Origin of the sequence: Streptomyces sp. NPDC051020, from assembly GCF_040683105.1 — a bacterium.
GTDB lineage: Bacteria > Actinomycetota > Actinomycetes > Streptomycetales > Streptomycetaceae > Streptomyces.
In genome coordinates this window covers 1-21,208 of sequence record NZ_JBFBCG010000055.1, presented here as the reverse complement: position 1 = coordinate 21,208, position 21,208 = coordinate 1, and the positions used below count along the sequence as shown (strand labels likewise).

General features: G+C 70.4%; 20 protein-coding genes, 1 pseudogene and 1 riboswitch. Of the genes and pseudogenes, 11 read left to right on the top strand and 10 right to left on the bottom strand.

Annotated features, from left to right (window positions below):
• Positions 1–73: 73 nt before the first annotated feature.
• The 4 genes from AB0N06_RS26405 (at position 74) to AB0N06_RS26390 (ending at position 3,869) form a co-directional block, all read left to right on the top strand.
• Positions 74–1,702: a 5-guanidino-2-oxopentanoate decarboxylase gene (locus tag AB0N06_RS26405; protein WP_366137152.1), complete on the top strand. Its 1,629-nt coding sequence runs from the start codon at positions 74–76 to the stop codon at positions 1,700–1,702.
• Positions 1,699–2,922: a Glu/Leu/Phe/Val dehydrogenase dimerization domain-containing protein gene (locus AB0N06_RS26400; protein WP_366137151.1), complete on the top strand. Its 1,224-nt coding sequence runs from the start codon at positions 1,699–1,701 to the stop codon at positions 2,920–2,922. The genes AB0N06_RS26405 and AB0N06_RS26400 overlap by 4 nt, the downstream gene beginning before the upstream one ends.
• Positions 2,923–3,022: 100 nt before the next feature.
• On the top strand, positions 3,023–3,154 hold the full coding sequence (locus AB0N06_RS26395) for a hypothetical protein (RefSeq protein ID WP_366137150.1): 132 nt from the start codon (positions 3,023–3,025) through the stop codon (positions 3,152–3,154).
• A 124-nt stretch (positions 3,155–3,278) separates the two neighbouring features.
• A complete protein-coding gene (locus tag AB0N06_RS26390; RefSeq protein WP_366137149.1) occupies positions 3,279–3,869 on the top strand; it encodes a TetR/AcrR family transcriptional regulator in 591 nt (196 codons plus the stop codon).
• A 58-nt stretch (positions 3,870–3,927) separates the two neighbouring features.
• Here the strand turns inward: AB0N06_RS26390 and AB0N06_RS26385 are convergent, their stop codons facing one another.
• Positions 3,928–4,929, bottom strand: coding sequence for a DUF6745 domain-containing protein (locus AB0N06_RS26385; RefSeq protein WP_366137148.1), 1,002 nt, complete (start codon positions 4,927–4,929; stop codon positions 3,928–3,930).
• Between the two features lie 66 nt (positions 4,930–4,995).
• Positions 4,996–5,322, bottom strand: coding sequence for a hypothetical protein (locus AB0N06_RS26380; protein WP_366137147.1), 327 nt, complete (start codon positions 5,320–5,322; stop codon positions 4,996–4,998).
• Between the two features lie 161 nt (positions 5,323–5,483).
• Here AB0N06_RS26380 and AB0N06_RS26375 point away from each other — a divergent pair, with 161 nt between their 5' ends.
• The 6 genes from AB0N06_RS26375 (at position 5,484) to AB0N06_RS26350 (ending at position 11,031) form a co-directional block, all read left to right on the top strand.
• Complete coding sequence (locus AB0N06_RS26375) at positions 5,484–6,440, top strand: STM4015 family protein (RefSeq protein ID WP_366137146.1); 957 nt, start codon at positions 5,484–5,486, stop codon at positions 6,438–6,440.
• A gap of 6 nt (positions 6,441–6,446) precedes the next feature.
• Positions 6,447–6,704: a hypothetical protein gene (locus AB0N06_RS26370; protein WP_366137145.1), complete on the top strand. Its 258-nt coding sequence runs from the start codon at positions 6,447–6,449 to the stop codon at positions 6,702–6,704.
• 14 nt (positions 6,705–6,718) lie between these two features.
• Positions 6,719–7,873, top strand: a complete 1,155-nt coding sequence (locus AB0N06_RS26365; protein WP_366137144.1) for an STM4014 family protein — start codon at positions 6,719–6,721, stop codon at positions 7,871–7,873.
• A 70-nt stretch (positions 7,874–7,943) separates the two neighbouring features.
• The gene (locus tag AB0N06_RS26360; protein WP_366137143.1) at positions 7,944–8,759 is read left to right on the top strand and encodes an STM4013/SEN3800 family hydrolase; all 816 of its coding nucleotides are present in this window, start codon (positions 7,944–7,946) and stop codon (positions 8,757–8,759) included.
• Positions 8,756–10,105 (top strand): STM4012 family radical SAM protein, encoded by a 1,350-nt coding sequence (locus tag AB0N06_RS26355; RefSeq protein ID WP_366137142.1) that lies wholly within the window; start codon positions 8,756–8,758, stop codon positions 10,103–10,105. The genes AB0N06_RS26360 and AB0N06_RS26355 overlap by 4 nt, the downstream gene beginning before the upstream one ends.
• An 8-nt stretch (positions 10,106–10,113) precedes the next feature.
• Positions 10,114–11,031: an STM4011 family radical SAM protein gene (locus tag AB0N06_RS26350; protein ID WP_366137141.1), complete on the top strand. Its 918-nt coding sequence runs from the start codon at positions 10,114–10,116 to the stop codon at positions 11,029–11,031.
• 143 nt (positions 11,032–11,174) lie between these two features.
• On the opposite strand, the gene AB0N06_RS26345 is transcribed toward AB0N06_RS26350, so the two are convergent.
• The 3 genes from AB0N06_RS26345 to AB0N06_RS26335 form a co-directional block, all read right to left on the bottom strand.
• Complete coding sequence (locus AB0N06_RS26345) at positions 11,175–12,020, bottom strand: SGNH/GDSL hydrolase family protein (RefSeq protein ID WP_366137140.1); 846 nt, start codon at positions 12,018–12,020, stop codon at positions 11,175–11,177.
• A gap of 326 nt (positions 12,021–12,346) precedes the next feature.
• A complete protein-coding gene (locus tag AB0N06_RS26340; protein ID WP_366137139.1) occupies positions 12,347–13,279 on the bottom strand; it encodes a LysM peptidoglycan-binding domain-containing M23 family metallopeptidase in 933 nt (310 codons plus the stop codon).
• Between the two features lie 3 nt (positions 13,280–13,282).
• A riboswitch (cyclic di-AMP (ydaO/yuaA leader) is annotated at positions 13,283–13,440 on the bottom strand.
• A gap of 249 nt (positions 13,441–13,689) precedes the next feature.
• Positions 13,690–15,828 (bottom strand): alpha-galactosidase, encoded by a 2,139-nt coding sequence (locus tag AB0N06_RS26335; RefSeq protein WP_366137138.1) that lies wholly within the window; start codon positions 15,826–15,828, stop codon positions 13,690–13,692.
• Between the two features lie 196 nt (positions 15,829–16,024).
• Here AB0N06_RS26335 and AB0N06_RS26330 point away from each other — a divergent pair, with 196 nt between their 5' ends.
• Positions 16,025–16,837 carry a tyrosine-protein phosphatase gene (locus AB0N06_RS26330; protein ID WP_366137137.1) on the top strand — a complete coding sequence of 271 codons (813 nt, stop codon included), beginning with the start codon at positions 16,025–16,027 and terminating at the stop codon, positions 16,835–16,837.
• 22 nt (positions 16,838–16,859) lie between these two features.
• Here AB0N06_RS26330 and AB0N06_RS26325 read toward each other — a convergent pair whose 3' ends face one another.
• The 5 genes and pseudogenes from AB0N06_RS26325 to AB0N06_RS26305 form a co-directional block, all read right to left on the bottom strand.
• The gene (locus AB0N06_RS26325; protein ID WP_366137136.1) at positions 16,860–17,033 is read right to left on the bottom strand and encodes a DUF6126 family protein; all 174 of its coding nucleotides are present in this window, start codon (positions 17,031–17,033) and stop codon (positions 16,860–16,862) included.
• A 33-nt stretch (positions 17,034–17,066) separates the two neighbouring features.
• Entirely contained in the window at positions 17,067–17,675 is a 609-nt protein-coding gene (locus AB0N06_RS26320; RefSeq protein ID WP_366137135.1) for an XRE family transcriptional regulator, read from the bottom strand.
• Positions 17,676–17,737: 62 nt separating this feature from the next.
• The gene (locus AB0N06_RS26315) at positions 17,738–19,135 is read right to left on the bottom strand and encodes an aspartate aminotransferase family protein (RefSeq protein ID WP_366137134.1); all 1,398 of its coding nucleotides are present in this window, start codon (positions 19,133–19,135) and stop codon (positions 17,738–17,740) included.
• Positions 19,132–21,033, bottom strand: a complete 1,902-nt coding sequence (gene dxs / locus AB0N06_RS26310) for a 1-deoxy-D-xylulose-5-phosphate synthase (RefSeq protein WP_366137133.1) — start codon at positions 21,031–21,033, stop codon at positions 19,132–19,134. The genes AB0N06_RS26315 and dxs overlap by 4 nt, the downstream gene beginning before the upstream one ends.
• A gap of 26 nt (positions 21,034–21,059) precedes the next feature.
• Positions 21,060–21,208 (bottom strand): annotated as a pseudogene (locus AB0N06_RS26305) (4-hydroxy-3-methylbut-2-en-1-yl diphosphate synthase); the annotation flags it as partial.

Below are 21,208 nucleotides of genomic sequence, written 5' to 3'. Positions count from 1 at the left end.
TGACAGGGGCGCTCCCGCCTCTCAATACTGACTGGCTATTCAGTAAATCGACCTGTGAGTGGAGGGAGGCGGTGTGTCCGAGCAGCCGAGGTCGACCTCGTTGACCGGTGGCGAAGCCGTGGTTCGCGCACTGGCGGAGCACGGTGTGACGCAGGCGTTCGGGATTCCGGGAACGCACAACCTGGAGATCTACCGGCATCTGGACCCGTACGGCATCGCACATGTCACCCCGCGCCACGAGCAGGGCGCGGGGTACGCCGCCGATGCGTACGCACGGGTCACCGGACGCCCCGGTGTGGCGATCACCACCACCGGTCCGGCACTGCTGAACATCGCGGCGGCGGTCGGGCAGGCGTACTCGGACAGCGTGCCGCTGCTGGTCGTCTCGCCCGGCATGCCTCTGCGTCACCCCCGCCAGTCGACCGGTCTGCTGCACGAGATGCGCAGCCAGACCGAGGCCCTGCGGGGGGTCTCAGCTTTCAGCCACCGGGTGTCGACGGTCGAGGAGATCTTCTCCGCGGTGGCGCGCGCCTTCACACTGTTCCGCACCGGGCGCCCGCGCCCGGCCCACATCGAGGTGCCACTTGATCTGCTGGAGACAATGGAACCGGCGGGTCCGGTTCGGCTCGCCCCGCCGACTCCCGCGACCTGCCCGTCCGGGCCCTCGCTGCGGGACGCGGCGCAGGTGCTGCGATCGGCCCGGCAGCCCGCACTGGTCCTCGGCGGCGGTGCCAGGAACGCCACGGCGCAGTGCCTGACGCTGGCCGAGGAACTGGGTGCACCGGTGGTCACCACCGCCAACGGCAAGGGGATCGTCGACGAGACGCACCCGCTGTCGCTCGGGGTTTCGCTGCACAGCCCGTCCGTACAGCAGTGGCTGGCCGGGTGCGATGCGGTGCTGGCCGTGGGCACCGAACTGGCCGAGTCCGATCTCTGGTCCGCGCCGCCCGTGCTGCGCGCCACCCTGATCCGGATCGATGTCGACCCGGATCAGATGTACGCGGGACTGCCCGCGCAGCTGCCGCTCGTCGGCGACGCCCGCACCACCCTGGAAGCCCTGCGGCAGCAACTCGCCGCGACCCACGGCGCACCGGCCTCCGGGGCTCCGGACCGGGCCGGTTCCGTACGGGCACTGCGCGCCGGGCGGGACGCGGAGACCGCGGAGCGCGATGCCCACTGGCTGCCGTATCTGCAGGCCGTACGAACCGTCCTGGACGCGGACGCGATCCTGACCTCGGACAGTGCGCAGTGCTGCTACTACGGCGCGATCCCGCATCTGCCGGTGGGTCCGGCGGGGCGCTATCTCCATCCGACCGGCTTCGGCACACTCGGCTATGCCCTGCCCGCCGCGATCGGCGCGAAGACCGCGTATCCCGCCCGCCAGGTGGTGGCGCTGAGCGGTGACGGCGGGCTGCAGTTCTCCGTGCAGGAGCTCGCCACCGCCGCCCAGCTGCGACTGCCGCTGCCCGTCGTGGTGTTCGACAACGGCGGTTACGGTGAGATCCGCGACGAAATGGCGGCGCGCGGCGACACCCCCACGGCGGTCGATCTGCCGTCTGTCGACCTCCCGGCGCTGGCCCGCGCGTACGGCGGCCACGGTGTCCACGCCGATTCACCCGAGGTGCTCACCCGCGCCCTGTCCCGGGCCCTGACCACCCCTGGGCCCACCCTGATCACTGTGACCGAGGAGACCCCCCGATGACAACGCCGACGACGCCCGCGTCCCCGACCGCCCCGCCGGCTCCGCTGATCTCGCTGACCTGGACGGACCATGTCACCGGACGCCAGGGCCATCTGGTCGTCGACCGGCTGGTGCGGGGTGTGTCCAGCGGCGGGCTGCGGATGCGGGAGGGCTGCACGCTCGACGAGGTGGCCGGACTCGCCCGCGGTATGACGATGAAGGAGGCTCTGCACTTCAACGCCGACGACGCACAGGCCCGCTACATACCGCTCGGCGGCGCCAAGGGCGGCATCGACTGCGACCCGCGCGCGCCGGAGGCGTACGGGGTACTGGTGCGCTATCTGCGGGCCGTGCGACCGTACATCGAGAACGTGTGGACGACCGGTGAGGACCTCGGACTGACGCAGGACCTCGTCGACCGGGCGGCCGCCGAGGCCGGGCTCGTCTCCTCGGTCCAGGCCGTCTATCCGCTGCTCGACGACGAGACGGCGGCGCGGCAGCGGCTCGCCGACGCGTTCGCCGTCGAGGTGGACGGCATCGGGCTCGACGAGCTGGTCGGCGGCTGCGGGGTCGCCGAGTCGGCGCTCGCCGCGCTGGACCGGGCGGGCGTGGCGTACCCGGAGGCGCGCGTGTCCATCCAGGGGCTCGGCACGATGGGCGGGGCGACGGCGCGGTTCCTGGCGCGGGCCGGGCTGAAGGTCGTCGCCGTCGCGGACATCAAGGGCACCATCGCCAACCCGGCGGGCCTCGACGTCGAGGCGCTGCTCACCGCTCGCGACGCGTACGGAACGGTGGACCGCGGTGCGCTGCGGGACGGGGACCGCGAGCTGCCCGCCGACGCCTGGCTGGCCCAGGAGGCGGAGGTGCTCGTCCCGGCAGCGGTCTCGTACGCCATCGACGCCACGAACCAGGCTCTGATCACTGCCCGTTGGGTGGTCGAGGCGGCGAACATGCCGGTGCTGCCGGAGGCGGAGGCGCTGCTCGCCGGGCGCGAGATCACCGTGCTGCCCGATGTGGTCGTCAACTCCAGTACGAACGCCTGGTGGTGGTGGACCCTGTTCGGCGACATCGGCGCCGACGCCGAGGAGGCGTTCGGGCACACCCGTCGCTCGATGCGCGCCCTGATCGACCGGATGCTGGCCCGCGCCGAGGCCGACGGCTCCACGCCCCGTGCGGCAGCCCATGCGCTCGTCGCCGAACGGCTGCCGGTGATGGCCGAACGGTTCGGCTGGTACCGGTGACCCTCCGCGGACCTTCTCTCAACTCCCTCTGATCCAAACGGTTTACGGCGAATAGCCGCCATGGCAGCTTTCCGCCGGCACCGACCGGCCCTGTGCCGCCGTGCTCCTGACACTCTCGGGCTCCTCGGCCGACGCGCTGAAGCTGCTGCTCTCGCCTGCACCACCTCGGTCTGCGCTGACGGAGACCCTGATCGACGCGTACCACTCCGGCTGCGCCGATATCTGGTGCTGACCGGGGCCGAAACCCCAGGTGACAGGTGGTGAGGAGGGGGCGGGGCCGGATGCGGTTCCGCCCCCGACCCGTCCGGGACCGGCGCATTGGTTAGGGTGACGCCGTGGCAAGAGTGCGGTTGAGCGTGGCGGAACGACGCGAGGAGCTGCTCCGCGCTGCCGTCGAACAGATCGAGGTGCGAGGCGTCGCGGCGGTACGGATCGCCGATGTGGCCTCCGTGCTCGGCGTGAGCAACGCCCTGGTGCTCTACCACTTCTCGACGAAGGAGAAGCTGGTCGCAGCCGCCTTCGCGCATGCGGCCGAGGCGGACCTCGTCCATCTGCGCAAGCTCCTGAGCCGCCGCACGAGTGCGGTACGGCGGTTGCGCGCCGCCGTCCGCTGGTACGCACCGACCGGGCAGGCCAAAGGTTGGCGGCTGTGGATCGAGGGCTGGGCGGCGTCGCTCCGGGACCCGGCGCTGCGCAATGTGGCCGGCGATCTCGACCAGCAGTGGAAGGCGGAGCTGGCCGAGGTCATCGAAGAGGGCGCCGCCGCGGGTGAGTTCCACTGCGACGACCCGATGTCCGTGGCCTGGCGACTGACCGCACTGCTGGACGGCCTGGCCGTCCAGATGACGTCGTACGCCGGTCCGCTCTCCCGGGCCACGATGCTGGCGTGGACCGACGAGGCACTCGCCCGCGAACTGGGCATCGACCACGCGGCGCTGACGGCCTGACCCTGCCGGTCGCTCCGCCTCCTTCGCTTCCTTCGCTTCATTCCGCCCTGTCGGCCGATCAGGTCTGGCGCAGAGGCGCGTACGCCTCTGCGTCCAGGCCGAAGGTCCAGGCGACGCCGTCCTTCGCGGTGCGAGTCGAGGGCGGTACCCGCAGCCAGTACGTGCGATGGGTCCCGTCGGGCTCCGGGGTGGAGTTGACCACCTCGACCATCACCACGTCCTCGTCGCCGTCCAGTGCGATCCGCCACAGGACGCCCGTCTCGTCCCGGTGCACCGGCTCGGCGCCCGACTCGGTGAGGTAGCGGTCGTAGCCGTAGAACTCGAGCATGACGCGGCGCAGCTCCGCGTTCTCCTCCTCGCGTATCCGCGCGGGGGTCAGGGCCGTCAGTTCCGCAAGGAACTCGGCGGGAACGGGCATGCCGCGCCAGGCGTACAGCGCGAACCCGTCGCGGTAGGAAAGGGCAGGGCCGTCCCCGCGGTCGAGCCGGCCCGCCTCGTCGCGGTGGAGCGTCTCCGGGCGTTCGCTGATCACCACGGTGCGCTCGTACGGCCACCACCAGCCAGCGTGCCGGGCCACCTCCGCCAGGCCGACGAGCCGGTCCCCGCGGCCGTCGAACGCGGCGAGCCACGCCGCGTCGTGCTGGCCGAGGACCGCGTCGAGCAGCACCAGGCGTACATCCGACTCGTCCTCGGGGCTTTCGGCGAGGGCCGAGACGACACCGGTCCGTATCCGCTCGGCGAGCGCGGCCGTGGTCTCCCAGAGCTGGGCGCCCGTGGCCGACCAGAGAGAGGACCAGCCTGCCGGGCCCAGCTCGTCGTACATCCGGCGCCGCTCCTCCGCCCATGGGCGGGTCCGCACCTCGTCGCGCACGGAGCGGCCCGCGTCGACGAGCTTCCCGACCGCCTCGACGGCCGCCTTCGGCGAGTCGGCCCAGACAATCTGCTCCGGCTCGGCCAGCCCCGCGCTGCGGTAGGCGAGGCGGACCCCGTCCTCGGCCGCTCCCCGGTCCGCCGCACCGGTCGCCGCTGCCACGGCCCGCCATGAGTCCACGTACTGCATCGGTTGTCCCCGTCCCCTGTTCACTCTCGGATCTCTGCTGTTCGCTGCCTGCCCGGACCGGTCGGCTCAGTCCGCGACGATGCGGACCGCACCCGGTGCGTACTCCCGCTGGCGCACGACGCGGTACCAGCCCTTCGACAGCGGTATCGCCGCATGCTCCTCGTGCACCACCCGCCCGCCGTCGGGGAGATGGAGCAGCATCGGGCCGAAGGCGTCCGCCTCGCGCATCAGCCGGCCGGGCCCCTGGACTGCATGCGCATGACCGGTGACCTCGCCCAGCGCGAGCACCATCCGCCCGCGGGCGTCCCTCGGCTCCCCCGGCGCGTCGGCCAGGTGCGCGGGCACCTCGGACTCGTCCAACGACACGATCAGTACATCGCCCTGCCGGTACACAGACGTCTCCTCTCCGGGGTGGCACCCGCTGTGCCGGCCCTGGAGAAAACGCTAAGGGGAGGGTCTGACAATCGGTCACAACCGATCCCGCCCGCTGCGTTGTCAGTGGGGCTTGATAAACCTTGCGGACATCAGTCCCCCAGTCTCAGGAGCTCAGGGTCATGTCCGGTGTGGATCATCTGCATGAGTTGCTCGGCCTGCCGGCCGTCGACTTCCGGCACGCGACGAACGAAGCCCCGGCGCAGGCCGCCGATGCCGCGGCCTGGCGTATCGCGGTCGACCCGTACGACGACGAGTCCGAGATGACCTGGGAGCAGGCGTTCCAGGCATTTCTCGCTGCTGTCGACCCTGCGGGCGTGCGGGCCCTGATCATTGGCCAGTGGGGCGAGTCGTACGAGGAGCCGTCGTCCTACCCGATCGATCTCGTGATCGCCGCCGCCGACCGGCTGACCTCGCTGGAAGCCGTCTTCGTCGGCGACATGACGGCCGAGGAGAACGAGATCTCCTGGATCGAGCAGTCCGACGTCACCGCGCTGCTGAGGGCGTTCCCCAGCCTGCTGGAACTGGGCGTGCGCGGCGGCACGGACCTGGAGTTCTCCCCGTCGAAGCACGAGCGGCTGCGTTCGCTGACCATCGAGACGGGCGGGCTGCCGGCCGGAGTGATCCGCGGCATTCTGGACAGCGAGCTGCCCGCGCTGGAGCGGCTCGATCTCTGGCTCGGTGTCTCCGCATACGGCGGCGACGCCGGGGTCGCCGACCTGGCCCCACTACTCTCCGGCTCGCGCTTCCCCCGCCTGCACCACCTCGGTCTGCGCAACAGCGAGGTGCAGAACGAGATCGCGACGGCCGTCGCGGGCGCCCCCGTCGTCGCCCAGCTGCGCACCCTCGATCTGTCGCACGGGACGCTGGGCGACGAGGGCGCGGCCGCGCTGCTCGAAGGCCAGCCGCTGACCCATCTCGAACAGCTCGATCTGCACCATCACTTCCTCACCGCGCCGATGGAGCGCCGGATCAAGGAGGCGCTGGAACCGCACGGTGTACAGGTCGATGTGTCCGAACGCGAGGAACCCTGGGACGACAACGGGGCCGAGGGCCGCTACACCGCGGTTTCGGAGTGACGCCCCATGACTGACATCGACCGTCCCGAGACGTTCCACGGCCTGCCGGTCCTCACGCTGCCCGCCCCCGGCCTGCCGCGCACCGGTCCGCTTCCGGCGGCGGACGCGGTCGCCTGGCGGCTGGAGAGCGCCTGGCAGGGCAGTCTGACGTTCGCCGCTCTGTGGCAGCACTTCCTCGACACGGTCGACACCACCCATGTGCGAGCTCGGTGCCGGCCGGGTCAATGGCGAACCGGACGAGGTGGAGTACTGGGATTCGGATGAGGACGACGAGCGCTATGTCGCAGTCACCGAGTAGGGCTGGCGGCCCGGCGGTGCGCTTCGCCGTCGTGGGAATTCCCGGCAACCGCCGGGTCACACTCTTCCGGGACGCCGTACGCGCCGCCGGGCTGCCGGCCGCGCGCATGGTGCCCTGGCTCGACGTCCTGGGCGGCAAGGCCGTTTTCCGGCCGGGCGAGACCGTACGGATGGACTCGCCCGGTGAGGACGCCGAGGTCGAACGGTTGCTGCGGTCGGTGGACGATCCGACCAGGGTCGAGGGCACCGCCCTCTGGTACACCCGGTTCACCGGAGCGGTGCGGACGGTCGCGCGGGCGGCCGACGCGGCCGGAGCGGTACTGCTCGACGCCCCGGGCGATATCGCGGTGCTGTTCGACAAGCGACTGTGCCACGCCGTGCTGGACGGCGCCGGGGTGCCTGTACCGGCTTCGCCGACCTCCGGCTCCGCGGCGCCCGTGGTGCGCGACTGGGCGGATGTGCGCGAACGGCTGGCTCAGCACCGCATGCCACGGGCCTTCGTGAAGCTCGCGCACGGCTCGTCCGCCTCGGGGGTGCTGGCCGTGGAAACGGCAGGTCCCGGCCGGGTGCGGGCGACCACGTCGGTGGAACGCGACACGTCCGGACGGCTCTTCAACTCACTGCGGGTGCGCCGCTGCACGACGGAGCGCGAGGTGGCGGCGATCGTCGACGCGCTCGCACCGGACGGGCTGCACATCGAGCGCTGGCTGCCCAAGGCATCGCAGCGAGGGCGCTCGGCCGACCTGCGGGTCCTGGTGGTGGCGGGCCGCGCCACCCATGCCGTCGTACGGACCAGCCACTCCCCCATGACCAATCTTCACCTCGGCGGCGAGCGCGGAAGCCTCGACGAGGTCCGCGCGGCCGTCGAGGCGGCGGGTGGCAGCTGGGGCGATGCCCTGGCCGTGTGCGAGCGCGCCGCTGCCTGCTTCCCGGACACGCTGTGTGTGGCCGTCGATCTGCTGCCCGCGACCGGCTGGCGGCGGTTCGCCGTCGGCGAGGTCAACGCCTTCGGCGACCTGCTGCCACGCCTGACCGGGCTGCCCGGCAGCGGCTTCGAGGGCCTGGACACCTATGCGACGCAGGTCGTCGCCGTACTGAACAGAGCAAGGAACCACCGTGCAAGCGCCACCCCCTGACACCGGAGAGGCCGTCGCCGACATCCGCGACGCGGACGCCGCTCCCTCGGAACACGCCAGGAATCCAGACATGAGCGAGATCGTGAGCAGTCACGATCTGCTGCTCATCACCCTCGACACCCTGCGCTACGACGTGGCGGCGGAGCTTGCCGCCGCCGGACGCATCCCGCATCTGGCCCGCCACCTGCCGGACGGCGTCTGGGAGAAGCGGCATGCCCCGGGCAGCTTCACCTATGCCTCGCACCAGGCGATCTTCGCGGGATTCCTGCCCACGCCCGCCGCCCCCGGCCCGCACCCCCGGCTGTTCGCGGCACGCTTCGCGGGCAGTGAGACCACCGCTTCCCGGACCTTCGTCTTCGACACCCCCGATCTGGTGTCCGCTCTCGCCGGGGCCGGTTACCGCACGGTGTGCATCGGAGGCGTCGGCTTCTTCAACCGGCAGGGCCCGCTCGGTTCCGTGCTGCCGGCCATGTTCCAGGAGAGCCATTGGGAACCCGAGTTCGGCGTCGCGTCGCCCACCTCCTTCGAGGCCCAGGTGGCACGGGCCGAGCAGGTCGTCGCGGGGCTTCCCGCCGAACAACGGCTGTTCCTCTTCGTCAACGTGTCGGCGCTGCACCAGCCCAACTGGTTCCACCAGCCCGGCGCCACCCGCGAGTCGGGTGACTCCCGCGCCACGCACGCCGCCGCCCTGGAGTACGTCGACGCACACATCGGCCGGCTCCTTGCCGCCGCGAGCAGCCGCCGGCGCTGCTTCGCCATCGTCTGCTCCGACCACGGCACGGCGTACGGGGACGACGGCTACACCGGTCACCGGCTCGGCCACGAGTCCGTCTGGACCGTTCCGTACGCGCACTTCTTCCTGGAACCGGGGGTCACCGCACGATGACCAGTCCGCACACCGTCCGCCCGTACCAGAGCTACGTCTACGCCTATCCGCACAAGACGGCGTACCGCCCGCTCACCGGCCACCCCGTCGGCCGGCCCGCGCTGCGCGAGCTGTGGGCGGGAGAGCCCAAGGACGCGCTCTCGCTCTATCTCCACATACCGTTCTGCGAGGTCCGCTGCGGTTTCTGCAACCTCTTCACCCGGATCGGCGCCCCCGACGAGCTGACGACCCGCTATCTCGACGCACTGGACCGGCAGGCCACCGCCGTGCGTGACGCACTGGGTGACGACGAGCCGGTACGGTTCGCCGCGACGGCGTTCGGCGGCGGCACCCCCACCTTCCTGACGGCCGCCGAGTTGGAGCGGCTCTGCGACATCGCGGAGAAGCGGATGGGCGCTGACCTGCGGTCCGTGCCGCTGTCGGTCGAGACCTCGCCGTCGACCGCAACGACCGACCGGCTGGCCGTCCTCGCCGACCGCGGGACGACCCGGATCAGTATCGGCGTACAGAGCTTCGTCGACGCCGAGGCACGCGCGGCGGTCCGTCCCCAGCGCCGCGCCGATGTGGAGGCGGCGCTCGGCCGGATCCGGGACGCACGCATCCCGGTCCTCAACATCGACCTGATCTACGGCATCGACGGACAGACCGAGATCAGCTGGCGTTCCTCTCTGGACGCGGCCCTCGCCTGGCTTCCGGAGGAGCTGTATCTCTATCCGCTGTACGTGCGCCCGCTGACCGGCCTGGGCCGGCTCGGTGCCGAAGCAGACGCGGCCTGGGACGAGGAACGGCTGCGGCTGTACCGGGCGGGCCGGGACCATCTCCTCGCCCACGGCTACGAGCAGGTGTCGATGCGGATGTTCCGCCGCACCGACGCCCCGCAGCAGGGCCCCGCCGACTACGCGTGCCAGACGGACGGCATGATCGGGCTGGGCTGCGGCGCACGCTCGTACACCAGTCGGCTGCACTACTCCTTCGACTACGCGGTGGAGATGCGGGAAGTGCGGGCGATCATCGACAGCTACACCGCCGCCGAGGACTTCTCCCGCGCGGAAGTGGGGCGGTATGTCGACGGCGACGAGGCGCGCAGGCGCCACCTTCTGCAGTCCCTCCTTCAGGCCGAGGGGATGCAACTGGCTGAATACCGCGAGCGGTTCGACGCCGCTCCCGGTGACGACTTCCCACGTGAGCTGGACCGGTTCGAGGCGCGCGGCTGGCTGGACGGGTCCGCCGGGGCGTCCGGGGTGCTACGGCTCTCGCCCGAGGGGCTCGCCCACTCCGACGCGCTGGGTCCCGAACTGTTCTCCCCCGCTGTACGGGCCGCGATGGCCGCGTACGAACCGAAGTGAGCACTCCCATGGATCTGACGATCCTCTATCGGGGTCCCCTGGCGTCGTGCGACTACGACTGCCCGTACTGTCCGTTCGCCAAGCGGCGCGACAGCCCGGAGCAGCTCCGTGCCGACCGCGCCGCGCTGGAGCGGTTCACCGCGTGGGCGGCGGCGCAGACCGGGGACAGGATCTCGGTGCTGTTCACGCCGTGGGGCGAGGGGCTGGTCCGTTCCTGGTACCGCCGCGCGCTGGTGGAACTGGCGCAGCTGCCGCACATCGGCCGGGTCGCGATCCAGACCAATCTCAGCGGTCGTACACGGTGGCTGGCCGAGGCCGGTGGAGTCGGCCGCGACAAGATCGCGCTGTGGTGCACGTACCACCCGGGGCAGACACCGTACGACCGTTTCCTCGCCAGGTGCCGGGAGCTGTCCGCTCTCGGTGTCCGGTACAGCGTCGGTGTCGTCGGTCTCGAGGAGCATGTCGACGAGGCGCGGCGGCTCCGTACCGACCTGCCCGACGAGGTCTATCTCTGGGTCAATGCCGCTGAGGGGCAGAGCTACACGGACGAGGAGGCGGACCGCTGGACGGCCCTCGACCCCCTCTTCCCGTACAGCCGTCACCCGCACCGCTCGGCAGGCATGCCGTGCCGGACCGGCGAGTCCGTCATCTCGGTGGACGGCGACGGCACGGTGCGCCGCTGTCACTTCGTCCCGGCCGAGCTCGGCAACCTGTACGACGGCAGCTACCGGCGTGCGCTCGGTCCGCGGGCCTGTCCGCTCACCGTCTGCGACTGCCACATCGGCTATGTACATCTGGAGACGCTGCCGTTGTACGACGTCTTCGCGGGTGGCGTCCTGGAGCGCATACCTGCCCGACGCCCGGGCATACCGGCGCCCTCGGGGCGCCGGTTCCTGCCCGTGTCCCCCGTCGCCGGACAGGCCTGAAGCCCCGGAGAGACAGAAAGGGAGCGGGGGGTGCGTGCATCGCAAGGCGGAGGATTGAGCGGTGGCGGAGCCATGGTGATGGACGACAACGCCGCGAGGTGAGCGCCCCAGCCCCGTGACCGCGTCCCCAATTGACGGTCGGTCTAAAGCGGCAGGAGGTCCGGCCGCTTCGCCTCGACGTGGTCGCCGGAGGACTCGCCGCGCAGGCGCCGCCCTATCCACGGAACCAGGTACTCACGCGCCCAGTGGATGTCGTCACGCCGGACCTCCAGCGTGCCGCGCTGTGCCTGCGGAGGCCATTCCTGGTCGGGATCGGCCGGCACATCGAGGCCGAGGACCTGGGCGGCGCGCAGCGCGACCCGGGTGTGCCCCTCGGGCGACAGGTGGAGCCGGTCGTCGTCCCAGGCCCGCCGGTCCTGCACGGACTTCAGCGACCAGAGGTCGAGGACCGGGCAGTCGTAGCGATCGGCGATGGAGCGCACATGGGCGGTGTACGTGGCGATCTTGCCGCGGAGATGGCGCAGGACGGGAACGCCGCGGGTGTCGAAGCCGGTCGTCACCAGGACGGTGCCGATCGAATCGGTGAGCTCGGCGACCGCGCGCTCGAAGCGCTCGGCCACGTCGTCGGGGTCGGTGCCGGGCCGGATGATGTCGTTGCCGCCCGCACAGAAGCTCACCAGATCGGGTGCGAGCTCCTTGGCGCGCGGTACCTGCTCCTCGACGATCTGATCGAGGAGGCGTCCGCGTACGGCGAGATTGGCGTACCGGAAGTTTCCGTGCGCGGAGCCCTCGGGGCTCGTCGCCGCGTCGGGGTCCGGGAGCTGGTCCGCGAGAAGTACCGCGAAACGGTCCGCCCAGCCGACGAAGGTTCCGTCCGGGCCGGGGTCTCCGACTCCCTCGGTGAAGCTGTCGCCAATCGCTGCGTACGACCCGATGGCGCCATGCCGGTTGCTGACGCCACGTTGATTGTTTCTCGAATCGTCTGCCACAAGCGCATATCCTGCACCGCCGAATGTGACCTACGCGACCGTAATAAAGGGTTGACGGGTGGTGAGATAGGCCACCCGGTCAGGTTTTGGTAAACGGGGAATAAGGCTGACCGGCACATGGGGGGCGGGAGAAGGAGCGGGGCTGGGTGCCTGCAGCTGCAAGGCGGAGGATTGAGCCACGGCGGAGCCATGGTGATGGACGACAACGCGGCAGATGTGCGTGCCCAGCCCCGCGACGCCGCCCCCATGTGCCGGTCGGCCTGAGCGAAGGGGCGGCGCGCCGCTGCGCACCGCCCCTTCACCGAGCCGACCGGATCAGCCGTGGATCAGACGTAGATCCCGTGCGAGGCCAGGTAGGCGATCGGGTCGATGTCCGACCCGTACGCCGGGCCGGTGCGGATCTCGAAGTGCAGGTGCGGGCCGGTGGCGTTGCCGGTGGCACCGGAGAGGCCGACCTGCTGGCCTGCGGTCACGGTCTGGCCCGCCGAGACGGAGAGCGAGGACATGTGGCCGTACTGCGAGTAGTGGCCGTCGGCGTGCTTGATGACGACCTGGTTGCCGTACGCGCCACCCCAGCCGGCGGTGACGACGGTGCCGGAGGTGATCGCCTTCACGCTGGTGCCGGTGGGGACCGGGAAGTCGATACCCGTGTGGCTGCCGCTGGACCAGTTGGAGCCGGAGGCACGGTAGGCGGTGGTGTGGTTGCCCGGGACCGGGTGGACGTAGCCGGAGCTGTTGCTCTGGCCGGCCGAGGCGGAGGCCGTGGTGGTCTTGACGGAGTCCGAAGCCTTGGACTGCGACGCAGACTTGTCGGCCGAGGAGGTCGACGGAGCCTTCGACGGAGCCGGGGCGGACTGCGTGGTGTCCGTCGTCGCGGCGGAGCCGGCCGACTTGCCGCCGAGCGTCAGCTTCATGCCCGGGAAGATCAGGCTCGGGTTCTCGCCGACGACCGTGCGGTTGTCCTGGTACAGCTTCTGCCAGCCGCCCTCGACCTGCTGCTCGGCGGCGATCTTCGACAGGTTGTCACCGTCGGCGACGGAGTACGTCCGGGTCTCGGCCTGCTTCTTGACGACGGGCGCGGCCTCGGCGGCGGCGTGCGTGGCTGCCGACTGCGCGGTGGGCGCGGCCTGCTCCGCAGCGTGGGCACCGGTGGCGCCGAGCAGCGGAAGGGCGATAACAGCCCCACCGGCACCGATGGCGGCGACGCCACGGGCGATCGTGCTGGACTTGGTACGGCGATGCTTACCCGATGCGGGCATGAAGAATTTCCTCTCCGGCGCCTACGAGGTGAGCTGTCGGGTTCGGGCTGGAGATGCCCGGTCGCAGTTCGCGACTTCACCCCGAGCCGACCGGATCTCTCCGGGCGGCGGCTTACCTGGTTCCCCCGCTCCTGCCACACGTGAGTGGGTGCGAATTCCGGGCGGCGGCAGGATTAGGCGGTCCGTCCGGATTGAGGGTGACCGTAGGCGAGCGAGGACGGCGGAAACAAGCCACTCATTACTCAATGGATTCCGCGCCGGGAAATCGGCGCGGAATCCTGGTCACCCTCCGTGGATTACGGATCTTGGCTTTCCGCGCGTCGCCCGGAATACCCATCCCTGGCACCACCACACACCGTCACGAATATGATCCCGCTCACGAGAAGGGCATCATCTCCCGTAGAAATAGGCTATGTTCCGCTAAAAGACGCAATACGGACATGTCGCGGGCGTTCGCCACGTCGGAGCCTCAGCACCTTCGCGTCCAGGTCCCCCCTCAGCCCGGTGTGCAGACCCTGATGCAGCAGCGCGGCACCGTGGTGGACCGCCCCGGTGTCCAGGTCGGTGTAGGTCGCCGCGGGGTCGAGCCCGCGCAGCCGCAGGGCCGGCGGCCGCTCCCCGTACCGCTGTGCCTCCAGCCACATCAGCACCACGGCCTCGTCGCCGTGCACGTACTGCACGGCGCTGAGCCCGCCGCGGGGGGCACGCAGCCTGTACAGCGCGCCGTGCTGCACCGCGGGACGGATCTCCTTGTAGAGATCCACCCAGCTCCGCGCCTCGGCCAGCTCCTCGTCACTCCACTCGGTGAGATCCCCGCCGACCCCGAGCACCCCGGCCATCGCGCTGACGAAGCGGAAGCGCAGCGAACTGACCCTACTGTTGAGCTGGACATTCGGACTGTCGGTGACCCAGGCGGCCATCACCCGCGCCGGATGGATCTGCCCGAAGCCCTCCTGGATGGCGAGCCGGTCGAGCGGGTCGGTGTTGTCGGAGGTCCACACCTGGTCGGTACGGGCGAGGATCCCGAGATCGATCCGGCCACCGCCGCCCGAACAGGACTCGAAGGCGACGCCGGGGTGGGCGGCCCGCAGCCGGTCGATCAGCGCGTAGAGCGCGTCCACATGCGCGATCCAGAGCTTCTGCGGATAGTCCTCGCCCGGCCAGCCCGCATCGGTGAAGCAGCGGTTGAAGTCCCATTTCACATAGTCGATCGGGGCACTGGAGAGCAGCCTGTCGAGCTGCTCCCACAGATGGTTCTGCACATCGGTCCGGGCCAGGTTGAGCACCAGCTGATGACGGAATTCGGTCCGGGTCCGCCCAGGGAAGTGCTGCACCCAGTCGGGGTGCGCGCGATACAGATCACTGTCGGCGTTCACCATCTCCGGCTCGACCCAGATGCCGAACTGCATGCCGAGTCCGTGCACTTCGTCGGCGAGCGGCTTCAGCCCGCCGGGGAATCGCTCGGGGTTGGGGGTCCAGTCACCGAGTCCGGCCCGGTCACTGGTGCGCTGCCCGAACCACGCGTCGTCCACGACGAACAGCTCGACGCCCATCGCCGCGGCGCGCTCGGCGAGGGCGCGCTGCTGGTCCTCCGCGATATCGAAGCCGGTCGCCTCCCAGGAGTTGTAGAGCACCGGCCGCAGGCTCTCGGCGTCCGGGACGACATGGGCCAGTTGCCAGGCGTGCCAGGACCGGCTCGCCCCGCCGAACCCTTCGGCGCTCCACAGTCCGGCGAACACCGGTGTGGTGTACGTCTCCCCCGGTGCGAGCCGCAGCAGCCCGGAGTCGTCGTATCCGGCGCCTCCGGTGATCTGCACGAGCCCGTCGGGGAGCTGCTGCACCGCGATCCGCCACGAGCCGGACCAGCCGAGCGCGCAGCCGTACACCTCGCCGCCCTCCTCGGTGGCGGCGCCGTCCGCGTCGAGCGCCACCCAGGGCAGGAACTGGTGTCCGGTGTGGCCGCGCCTGCTGGAGAGGACCTTCTCGCCGTACGTCAGCTCCGACCGTACGAGCTGTGACTCGGCCGCCCAGCGACCGTGCAGCTGGCTCAGCCGCCAGCTGTCGCGGGCGGGCAGCGCCCAGGCCGCCGCGTCGGCGCGCAGCAGCTCCAGTGGCGGACCGTCAGGACCTGTGTGGGTGACGGTGGCCCAGCGCTCGACGACATCGGAGTCGTCCCGCATCCGGTAGTGCAGCGTGAGCGCGAGCCGCTGCACTGAGTCGGCGAACGCGATACGGAGTTCGTCGCCGTCCACGGCGGCCCCGGCGAACACCCATTCGGTGCCACGGACTTCGGGGGTGCGTACGGAGAGAGCGGGCCGGACGAAGCGGGGGCCACCCTCGACCGGGTACTCCTCGCGGCCGTCCATCTGCGACTCGAAGCCCCGCAAGGGCGGCTCGGGCGCGGCGGCGAGGGCCTCGGCGGCCGCGAGGGAGATCTGCGGTCCCCAGTGCAGATGCAGCAGTTCGTCCCGGCCGGTGAGGTGCAGCGCGTAGCTGCCGCTCGCCCCGGTCAGCAGCCAGGTCCGGCCCTGGTCACCCGTCTCGATCATTTCATCCCCGCATTCCCACAGTTCCGCACATCATCGACCGCCGGCCGACGGCCGGGCAACGCCCGTGCGAGGGGAAATCCGTGGGGTGTTCAGCAGGAAACGACCGAGATCATTGCCAGAGAATTCAATGTCGTATCGTCGCAGGAACTGACCTCGCCGGCGAGCCGCGCCGACGCCAGACACTCCAGGAGACACCGTGACGCAGCAGGTGCCGCAGGTCCCGTCGACGGAACCCGAGCTGGCAGGTGTGCGCAACTTCCGCGATGTGGGCGGACTGCCGACCGTGGACGGCCGCCGGGTGCGGCATGGACGGCTCTTTCGCAGCGGTCACCTCGCGCACGCCACCGACGAGGACGCGGCGTTCCTCGGCGGTCTCGGGCTGCACACGATCTTCGACTTCCGCAATGCGGCGGACCACAGGCTCGAAGGCCCGGACGTGGACCTGCCGGGCGTGCGGAATGTGAACATTCCGCTCTCCGATCCGGCCGACGGCGCCGAGTTCTGGCGGATGGTCCGCGACGGCGACATCGCACAGCTGCGCTCGGTCCTTGCCGACGGCAAGGGAGCGGCGCAGATGACCGCCTCGTACAAGTCGATCATCAGGGATCGTACGGCTGAGCACAGCCGGGTACTGCACGCCCTGGCCGAGGACAGCGTTCCCGCTCTGATGCACTGCGCGGCCGGCAAGGACCGTGCCGGTCTCTCGATCGCGGTTTCGCTGCTGGCGGTCGGCGTCGAGCGCGAGGCCATCGAGGCCGACTACCTGAAGTCCAACGATCCGCACCGCCGGTACAAGGTCCGGCGCACCGACACCTCGGCGACCGGGATGTCGCCCGAGGTGATGGAGCTGCTCAGCCCGCTCTTCGACGCCCGCGCCGAGTACCTCGCCGAGGCCTTCAGCACCATCGAGGAGACCTGGGGCAGCACGGACCGCTATCTCGCCGAGGGCCTGAAGCTGACTCCGGAGATCCTGGAGCGGCTGCGCGGACGGCTCCTCGAAGAGGCGTAGCCGGACCGCACGCCGGCCGATGTCAGCCCTTTCCGGCCACCGCGAAGAGCAGGTACAGGAAGGCCGCGAAGATGTGTCCGGCAATGAGGTAGGCGAACAGCCTGATCACCACGCCGCGCGGAAACTTCCGCTCCTGCGCGTCATAGTTCTTCTGGGACCTCGGGGTGAGCGGATCGAAGTGCTCTGAATCGGACATGACAGTCCTTTCTGGTGACCGGCCGGGCCGGTCTCAGCGACGGTGGGTACCGCTGCCGAGGCACAGCTCGGCGGCGGGGCTCTGCAACAGGGTGTGGACGAAGAGCAGCTCGGATCCGTCGCGGTCCACGGCGGCGATCCGGTGCGGGGTGAGCGAGTCGAAGTGGGCACTGTCGCCCGGGTCGAGATCGTGCACGGTGTCGCCGAGGCTCACCCGCAGCCGCCCGACAAGGACGTACAGCCACTCCTCGCCGGGATGGACCCGCACGAGATCACCCTGGGTGCCGTACGGGACCCGGACGCGCAGGGCCTGCATCGCCCGGCCGGACCCGCCGGCCTGCTGGTACATCCAGCCGTCGGCCTCGGCCCCCTCGAACCGGCCACCGCGGACGATCGCGTCACGTTCGGGGGCGATCTCGCCGAGCAGCTCGGAGACCGTCGTACCGTAGATCCTGGCAAGTCCGAGGAGCATGGGCAGCGACGGCTGCCTCCGGCCCGTTTCGAGCCGGGACAGATGGGCCGGGGACAGCCCGGCGTGCTGGGCGGCGGCCTCCAGGGTCAGACCACGGCGGCGGCGCAGATCGCGCAGGCGTGGCGCGACGCCGGGCAGCTCGTCGGCCACCCCTCCATCGGGAGAGTTCATGTACCTATTGGGCCAGCATCCTGCCTCTGAGGCAAATGTTTTGCCTCAGAGGCAATTCAGCCTCAGCGGTTGGCGATGGTCTGTCTGACCAGCGTTCTTCCGAAATCCCACATCAGCCCGCCGCCGCTGTGCGCGTCATCCATCACCGCTGTGAACGCGGTCACGAACCGGTCCACCTCCGGCTCCCCGATGACCAGCGGCGGAATCAGCTTGATCACTTCCAGATGGTCGCCGGAGACCTGGGTGAGGATCCGGTGCTTCTGCAGGAGCGGCACGACGACCATCTGCGCGAAGAGGCCCTTGCGTGCCGCCTGCAGCATGGTCCAGCGGCTGCGCAGCTTCAACGAGCTCGGCCGTCCGAACTCGATGCCGATCATCAGCCCGCGGCCACGGACCTCGTGCAGCAGTTCGTAGCGGCCGGTGAGCGCGGCGAGCCGCTCGCGCAGCAGATCACCGGTGCGGCGAGCGTTCGCGACGGTCTCCTCGTCCTCCATCACCGCCAGGACCGCGAGCCCCGCCGCCATCGCCTGGGCATTGGAACCGAAGCTCGCCGAGTGGACCAGGACCCGGTCCATCGACGAATAGACGCGTCTGAAGATCCAGTCCTTCCCGAGGGTCGCCCCGACCGGTACATAGCCGCCGGAGAGCGACTTGGCGACACAGACCAGATCGGGTTCGACGCCCTCCTCGTGCTGGTACGCGTAGAAGTCACCGGTCCTGCCGAGACCGGTCTGCACCTCGTCGGCGATGAGCAGCGCCTTGTGTCGGTGCAGCAGCTCCTGTGCGGCGCGCAGGTAGCCGGGCGGCGCCTCGTGGACGCCCTTCCCCTGGATCGGCTCGACGACGAGCGCCGCCACATCGCCCCGTTTCAGTTCGCGCCGCAGTGCATCGAGGTCGCCGAGCTCGACGGCGGTGTCGGGGAGCAGCGGTGCGAAGCCATCCCGGAAGCCCGATTCGCCGTTGACCGAGAGCGAGCCGGTGGTCAGGCCGTGGAAGGCGTGGGTGCAGTAGAGAATGCGGGGTTTCCCGGTGGCGTACCGGGCGAACTTCAGCGCGGTCTCGACGGCTTCCGTACCGCTGTTGCCGAAGAAGACCCGGTCCAGATGCGGACTGTGGGTGAGCAGCTTCTCGGCCAGCAGCCCGGGCAGCGGCTGGCAGTCGAAGCGGGTGAGGTCGGCGAGCGAGGCGTCCATGACGTCGTGCAGTGCCTTGCGGACGACCGGATGGTGGCGACCCAGACCCATGACGCCGAAGCCGGCGAGCATGTCGAGGTAGTCGTTGCCGTCCGCGTCCCAGAAATGGGCACCCTCGGCCCGCTCGTACACCTTGTCGAAGCCGATGGTGTGCAGCATCCGCGGGAGCTGGTGGTTGAGGTACTTCGAGTGCAGCTCGTACCGCTCGGCCCCGCGTTCCGCGAGGAGCTGCGCCAGATCGAAGCCCTTGGGCCCGTCGTCCTTCATTCCCCGCTCTCCTCAATCCCCCGGGCCGCTTCCTTGGCGGCGAGCGCACCGCTGATCCGGCCGGCGATCTCGACCGGCGTGAGCCCGATGTCGGCCAGCACCTCCGCACGCTTACCGTGCGCGAGGAACTGTTCGGGGATACCGAAGGTCCGCAGGGGTACGTCGACATCGGCGTCGCGCAACGCCTGCCCGACCGCCGAACCGACGCCTCCCGCCCGGCTGTTGTCCTCGACGACGGCGACCATCCGGTGACGTGCGGCGAGCGGGGCGAGCTGCTCGTCGACCGGCTTCACCCAGCGCGGGTCGACGACCGTGCAGCGGATCCCGCCGCCCGCGAGCAGGTCTGCGGCCTGCAGGCACACGGAGGCGAGCACACCGACCGCCACGACGAGGACGTGGGGGTCGTCGGCGCGGTGCAGTACGTCCATGGCGCCGATGCGGCCCACCGCCGGCACCGGCTCCCCCACCGACTCCTTGGGGAAACGCAGCACGGTCGGTGCGTCGTCGACTGCAACGGCCTCGCGCAGCTCCTCCCGGAGCCGCTCCGCGTCACGCGGGGCGGCGATCCGCAGCCCGGGCACGACCTGGAGCACGGACATGTCCCACATGCCGTTGTGCGAGGCGCCGTCGGGACCGGTGACCCCGGCCCGGTCGAGGACGAACGTCACCCCGCACCGGTGCAGGGCGACGTCCATCAGCAGCTGGTCGAAGGCGCGGTTGAGGAAGGTGGCGTAGACGGCGACGACCGGATGCAGTCCCCCGGTGGCGAGCCCCGCCGCGGAGACCGTCGCGTGCTGCTCGGCGATCCCGACGTCCCAGACCCGCTCGGGGAACGCCTCGGCGAACTTCGTCAGCCCGACGGGGTGCAGCATCGCCGCGGTGATGGCGACGACATCCGGCCGCTCGGCGCCGATCGCGACGATCTCGTCCCCGAACACCGAGGTCCACGACGGACTCACCATCGGGGCGACCGGTGCGCAGGTCAGCGGGTCCATCGCGCCGACGGTGTGGAACCGGTCGGCCTCGTCCCGCAGCGCGGGCGCGTAGCCGCGGCCCTTCTCGGTGAGGCAGTGCACCAGCACCGGGCCGTGGAAGCGTTTCGCGCGGCGCAGCGCGGATTCGACGGCTGCGATGTCGTGCCCGTCTATCGGCCCGACGTACTTGAGCCCCAGGTCCTCGAACATGCCCTGCGGGGCGAAGGTGTCCTTGAACCCCTTCTTCGCGCCGTGCAGCGACCCGTACAGCGGCTGTCCGACCACCGGGGTGCGCTGCAGGACGTCCTTGCCCCATGTCAGGAAGCGCTCGTACCCGTCGGTGGTACGGAGGGTGGCCAGGTGGTCGGCGAGCCCGCCGATCGTCGGGCCGTACGAGCGCTCGTTGTCGTTCACCACGATGATGAGCGGCCGGTCCCGGGCCGCCGCGATGTTGTTGAGCGCCTCCCAGGCCATGCCGCCGGTGAGCGCGCCGTCCCCGGTGACGGCGACGACATGGTCGGGGCGGCCGAGCACCTCGTTCGCCTTGGCCAGGCCGTCCGCCCAGCCGAGCACGGTCGAGGCGTGCGAGTTCTCGATGATGTCGTGCGCGGACTCCTCGCGGGAGGGATAGCCGGACAGGCCGCCCTTGACGCGCAGTTTGGAGAAGTCCTGCCGCCCGGTGAGCAGTTTGTGCACGTAGCTCTGGTGCCCGGTGTCCCACAGAATGCGGTCCACCGGTGAGTCGAAGGCCCGGTGCAGGGCGATGGACAGCTCCACCACCCCGAGGTTGGGCCCCAGATGCCCGCCGGTCCTGGCCACTGCCTCGACCAGGAACCTCCTGATCTCCTCGGCGAGTTCGTCGAGTTCCGCTCCGCTCAGCGCCTTCAGGTCGTGCGGTCCCCTGATGGTCTCCAGAATGGTCACGCTCGGGCCCCCTCTCCGGTCCTGTCTCAGCTCACGGTGACGGCGGGGACCCCCGACGGTGTCCCTGCGTCGTCCATGCCCTCGGCGATCTTCAGGGCTTCCTCGATGAGGGTCTCGACGATCTTCGACTCCGGAACCGTCTTGATGACCTCGCCCTTGACGAAGATCTGCCCCT

Coding starts and splice junctions, on each gene's coding strand:
- AB0N06_RS26400 (WP_366137151.1), top strand. CDS start 1,699: ATGACAACGCCGACGACGCCCGCGTCCCCGACCGCCCCGCCGGCTCCG.
- AB0N06_RS26385 (WP_366137148.1), bottom strand. CDS start 4,929: ATGCAGTACGTGGACTCATGGCGGGCCGTGGCAGCGGCGACCGGTGCG.
- AB0N06_RS26375 (WP_366137146.1), top strand. CDS start 5,484: ATGTCCGGTGTGGATCATCTGCATGAGTTGCTCGGCCTGCCGGCCGTC.
- AB0N06_RS26370 (WP_366137145.1), top strand. CDS start 6,447: ATGACTGACATCGACCGTCCCGAGACGTTCCACGGCCTGCCGGTCCTC.
- AB0N06_RS26365 (WP_366137144.1), top strand. CDS start 6,719: ATGTCGCAGTCACCGAGTAGGGCTGGCGGCCCGGCGGTGCGCTTCGCC.
- AB0N06_RS26360 (WP_366137143.1), top strand. CDS start 7,944: ATGAGCGAGATCGTGAGCAGTCACGATCTGCTGCTCATCACCCTCGAC.
- AB0N06_RS26355 (WP_366137142.1), top strand. CDS start 8,756: ATGACCAGTCCGCACACCGTCCGCCCGTACCAGAGCTACGTCTACGCC.
- AB0N06_RS26350 (WP_366137141.1), top strand. CDS start 10,114: ATGGATCTGACGATCCTCTATCGGGGTCCCCTGGCGTCGTGCGACTAC.
- AB0N06_RS26340 (WP_366137139.1), bottom strand. CDS start 13,279: ATGCCCGCATCGGGTAAGCATCGCCGTACCAAGTCCAGCACGATCGCC.
- AB0N06_RS26335 (WP_366137138.1), bottom strand. CDS start 15,828: ATGATCGAGACGGGTGACCAGGGCCGGACCTGGCTGCTGACCGGGGCG.
- AB0N06_RS26325 (WP_366137136.1), bottom strand. CDS start 17,033: ATGTCCGATTCAGAGCACTTCGATCCGCTCACCCCGAGGTCCCAGAAG.
- AB0N06_RS26320 (WP_366137135.1), bottom strand. CDS start 17,675: ATGAACTCTCCCGATGGAGGGGTGGCCGACGAGCTGCCCGGCGTCGCG.
- AB0N06_RS26315 (WP_366137134.1), bottom strand. CDS start 19,135: ATGAAGGACGACGGGCCCAAGGGCTTCGATCTGGCGCAGCTCCTCGCG.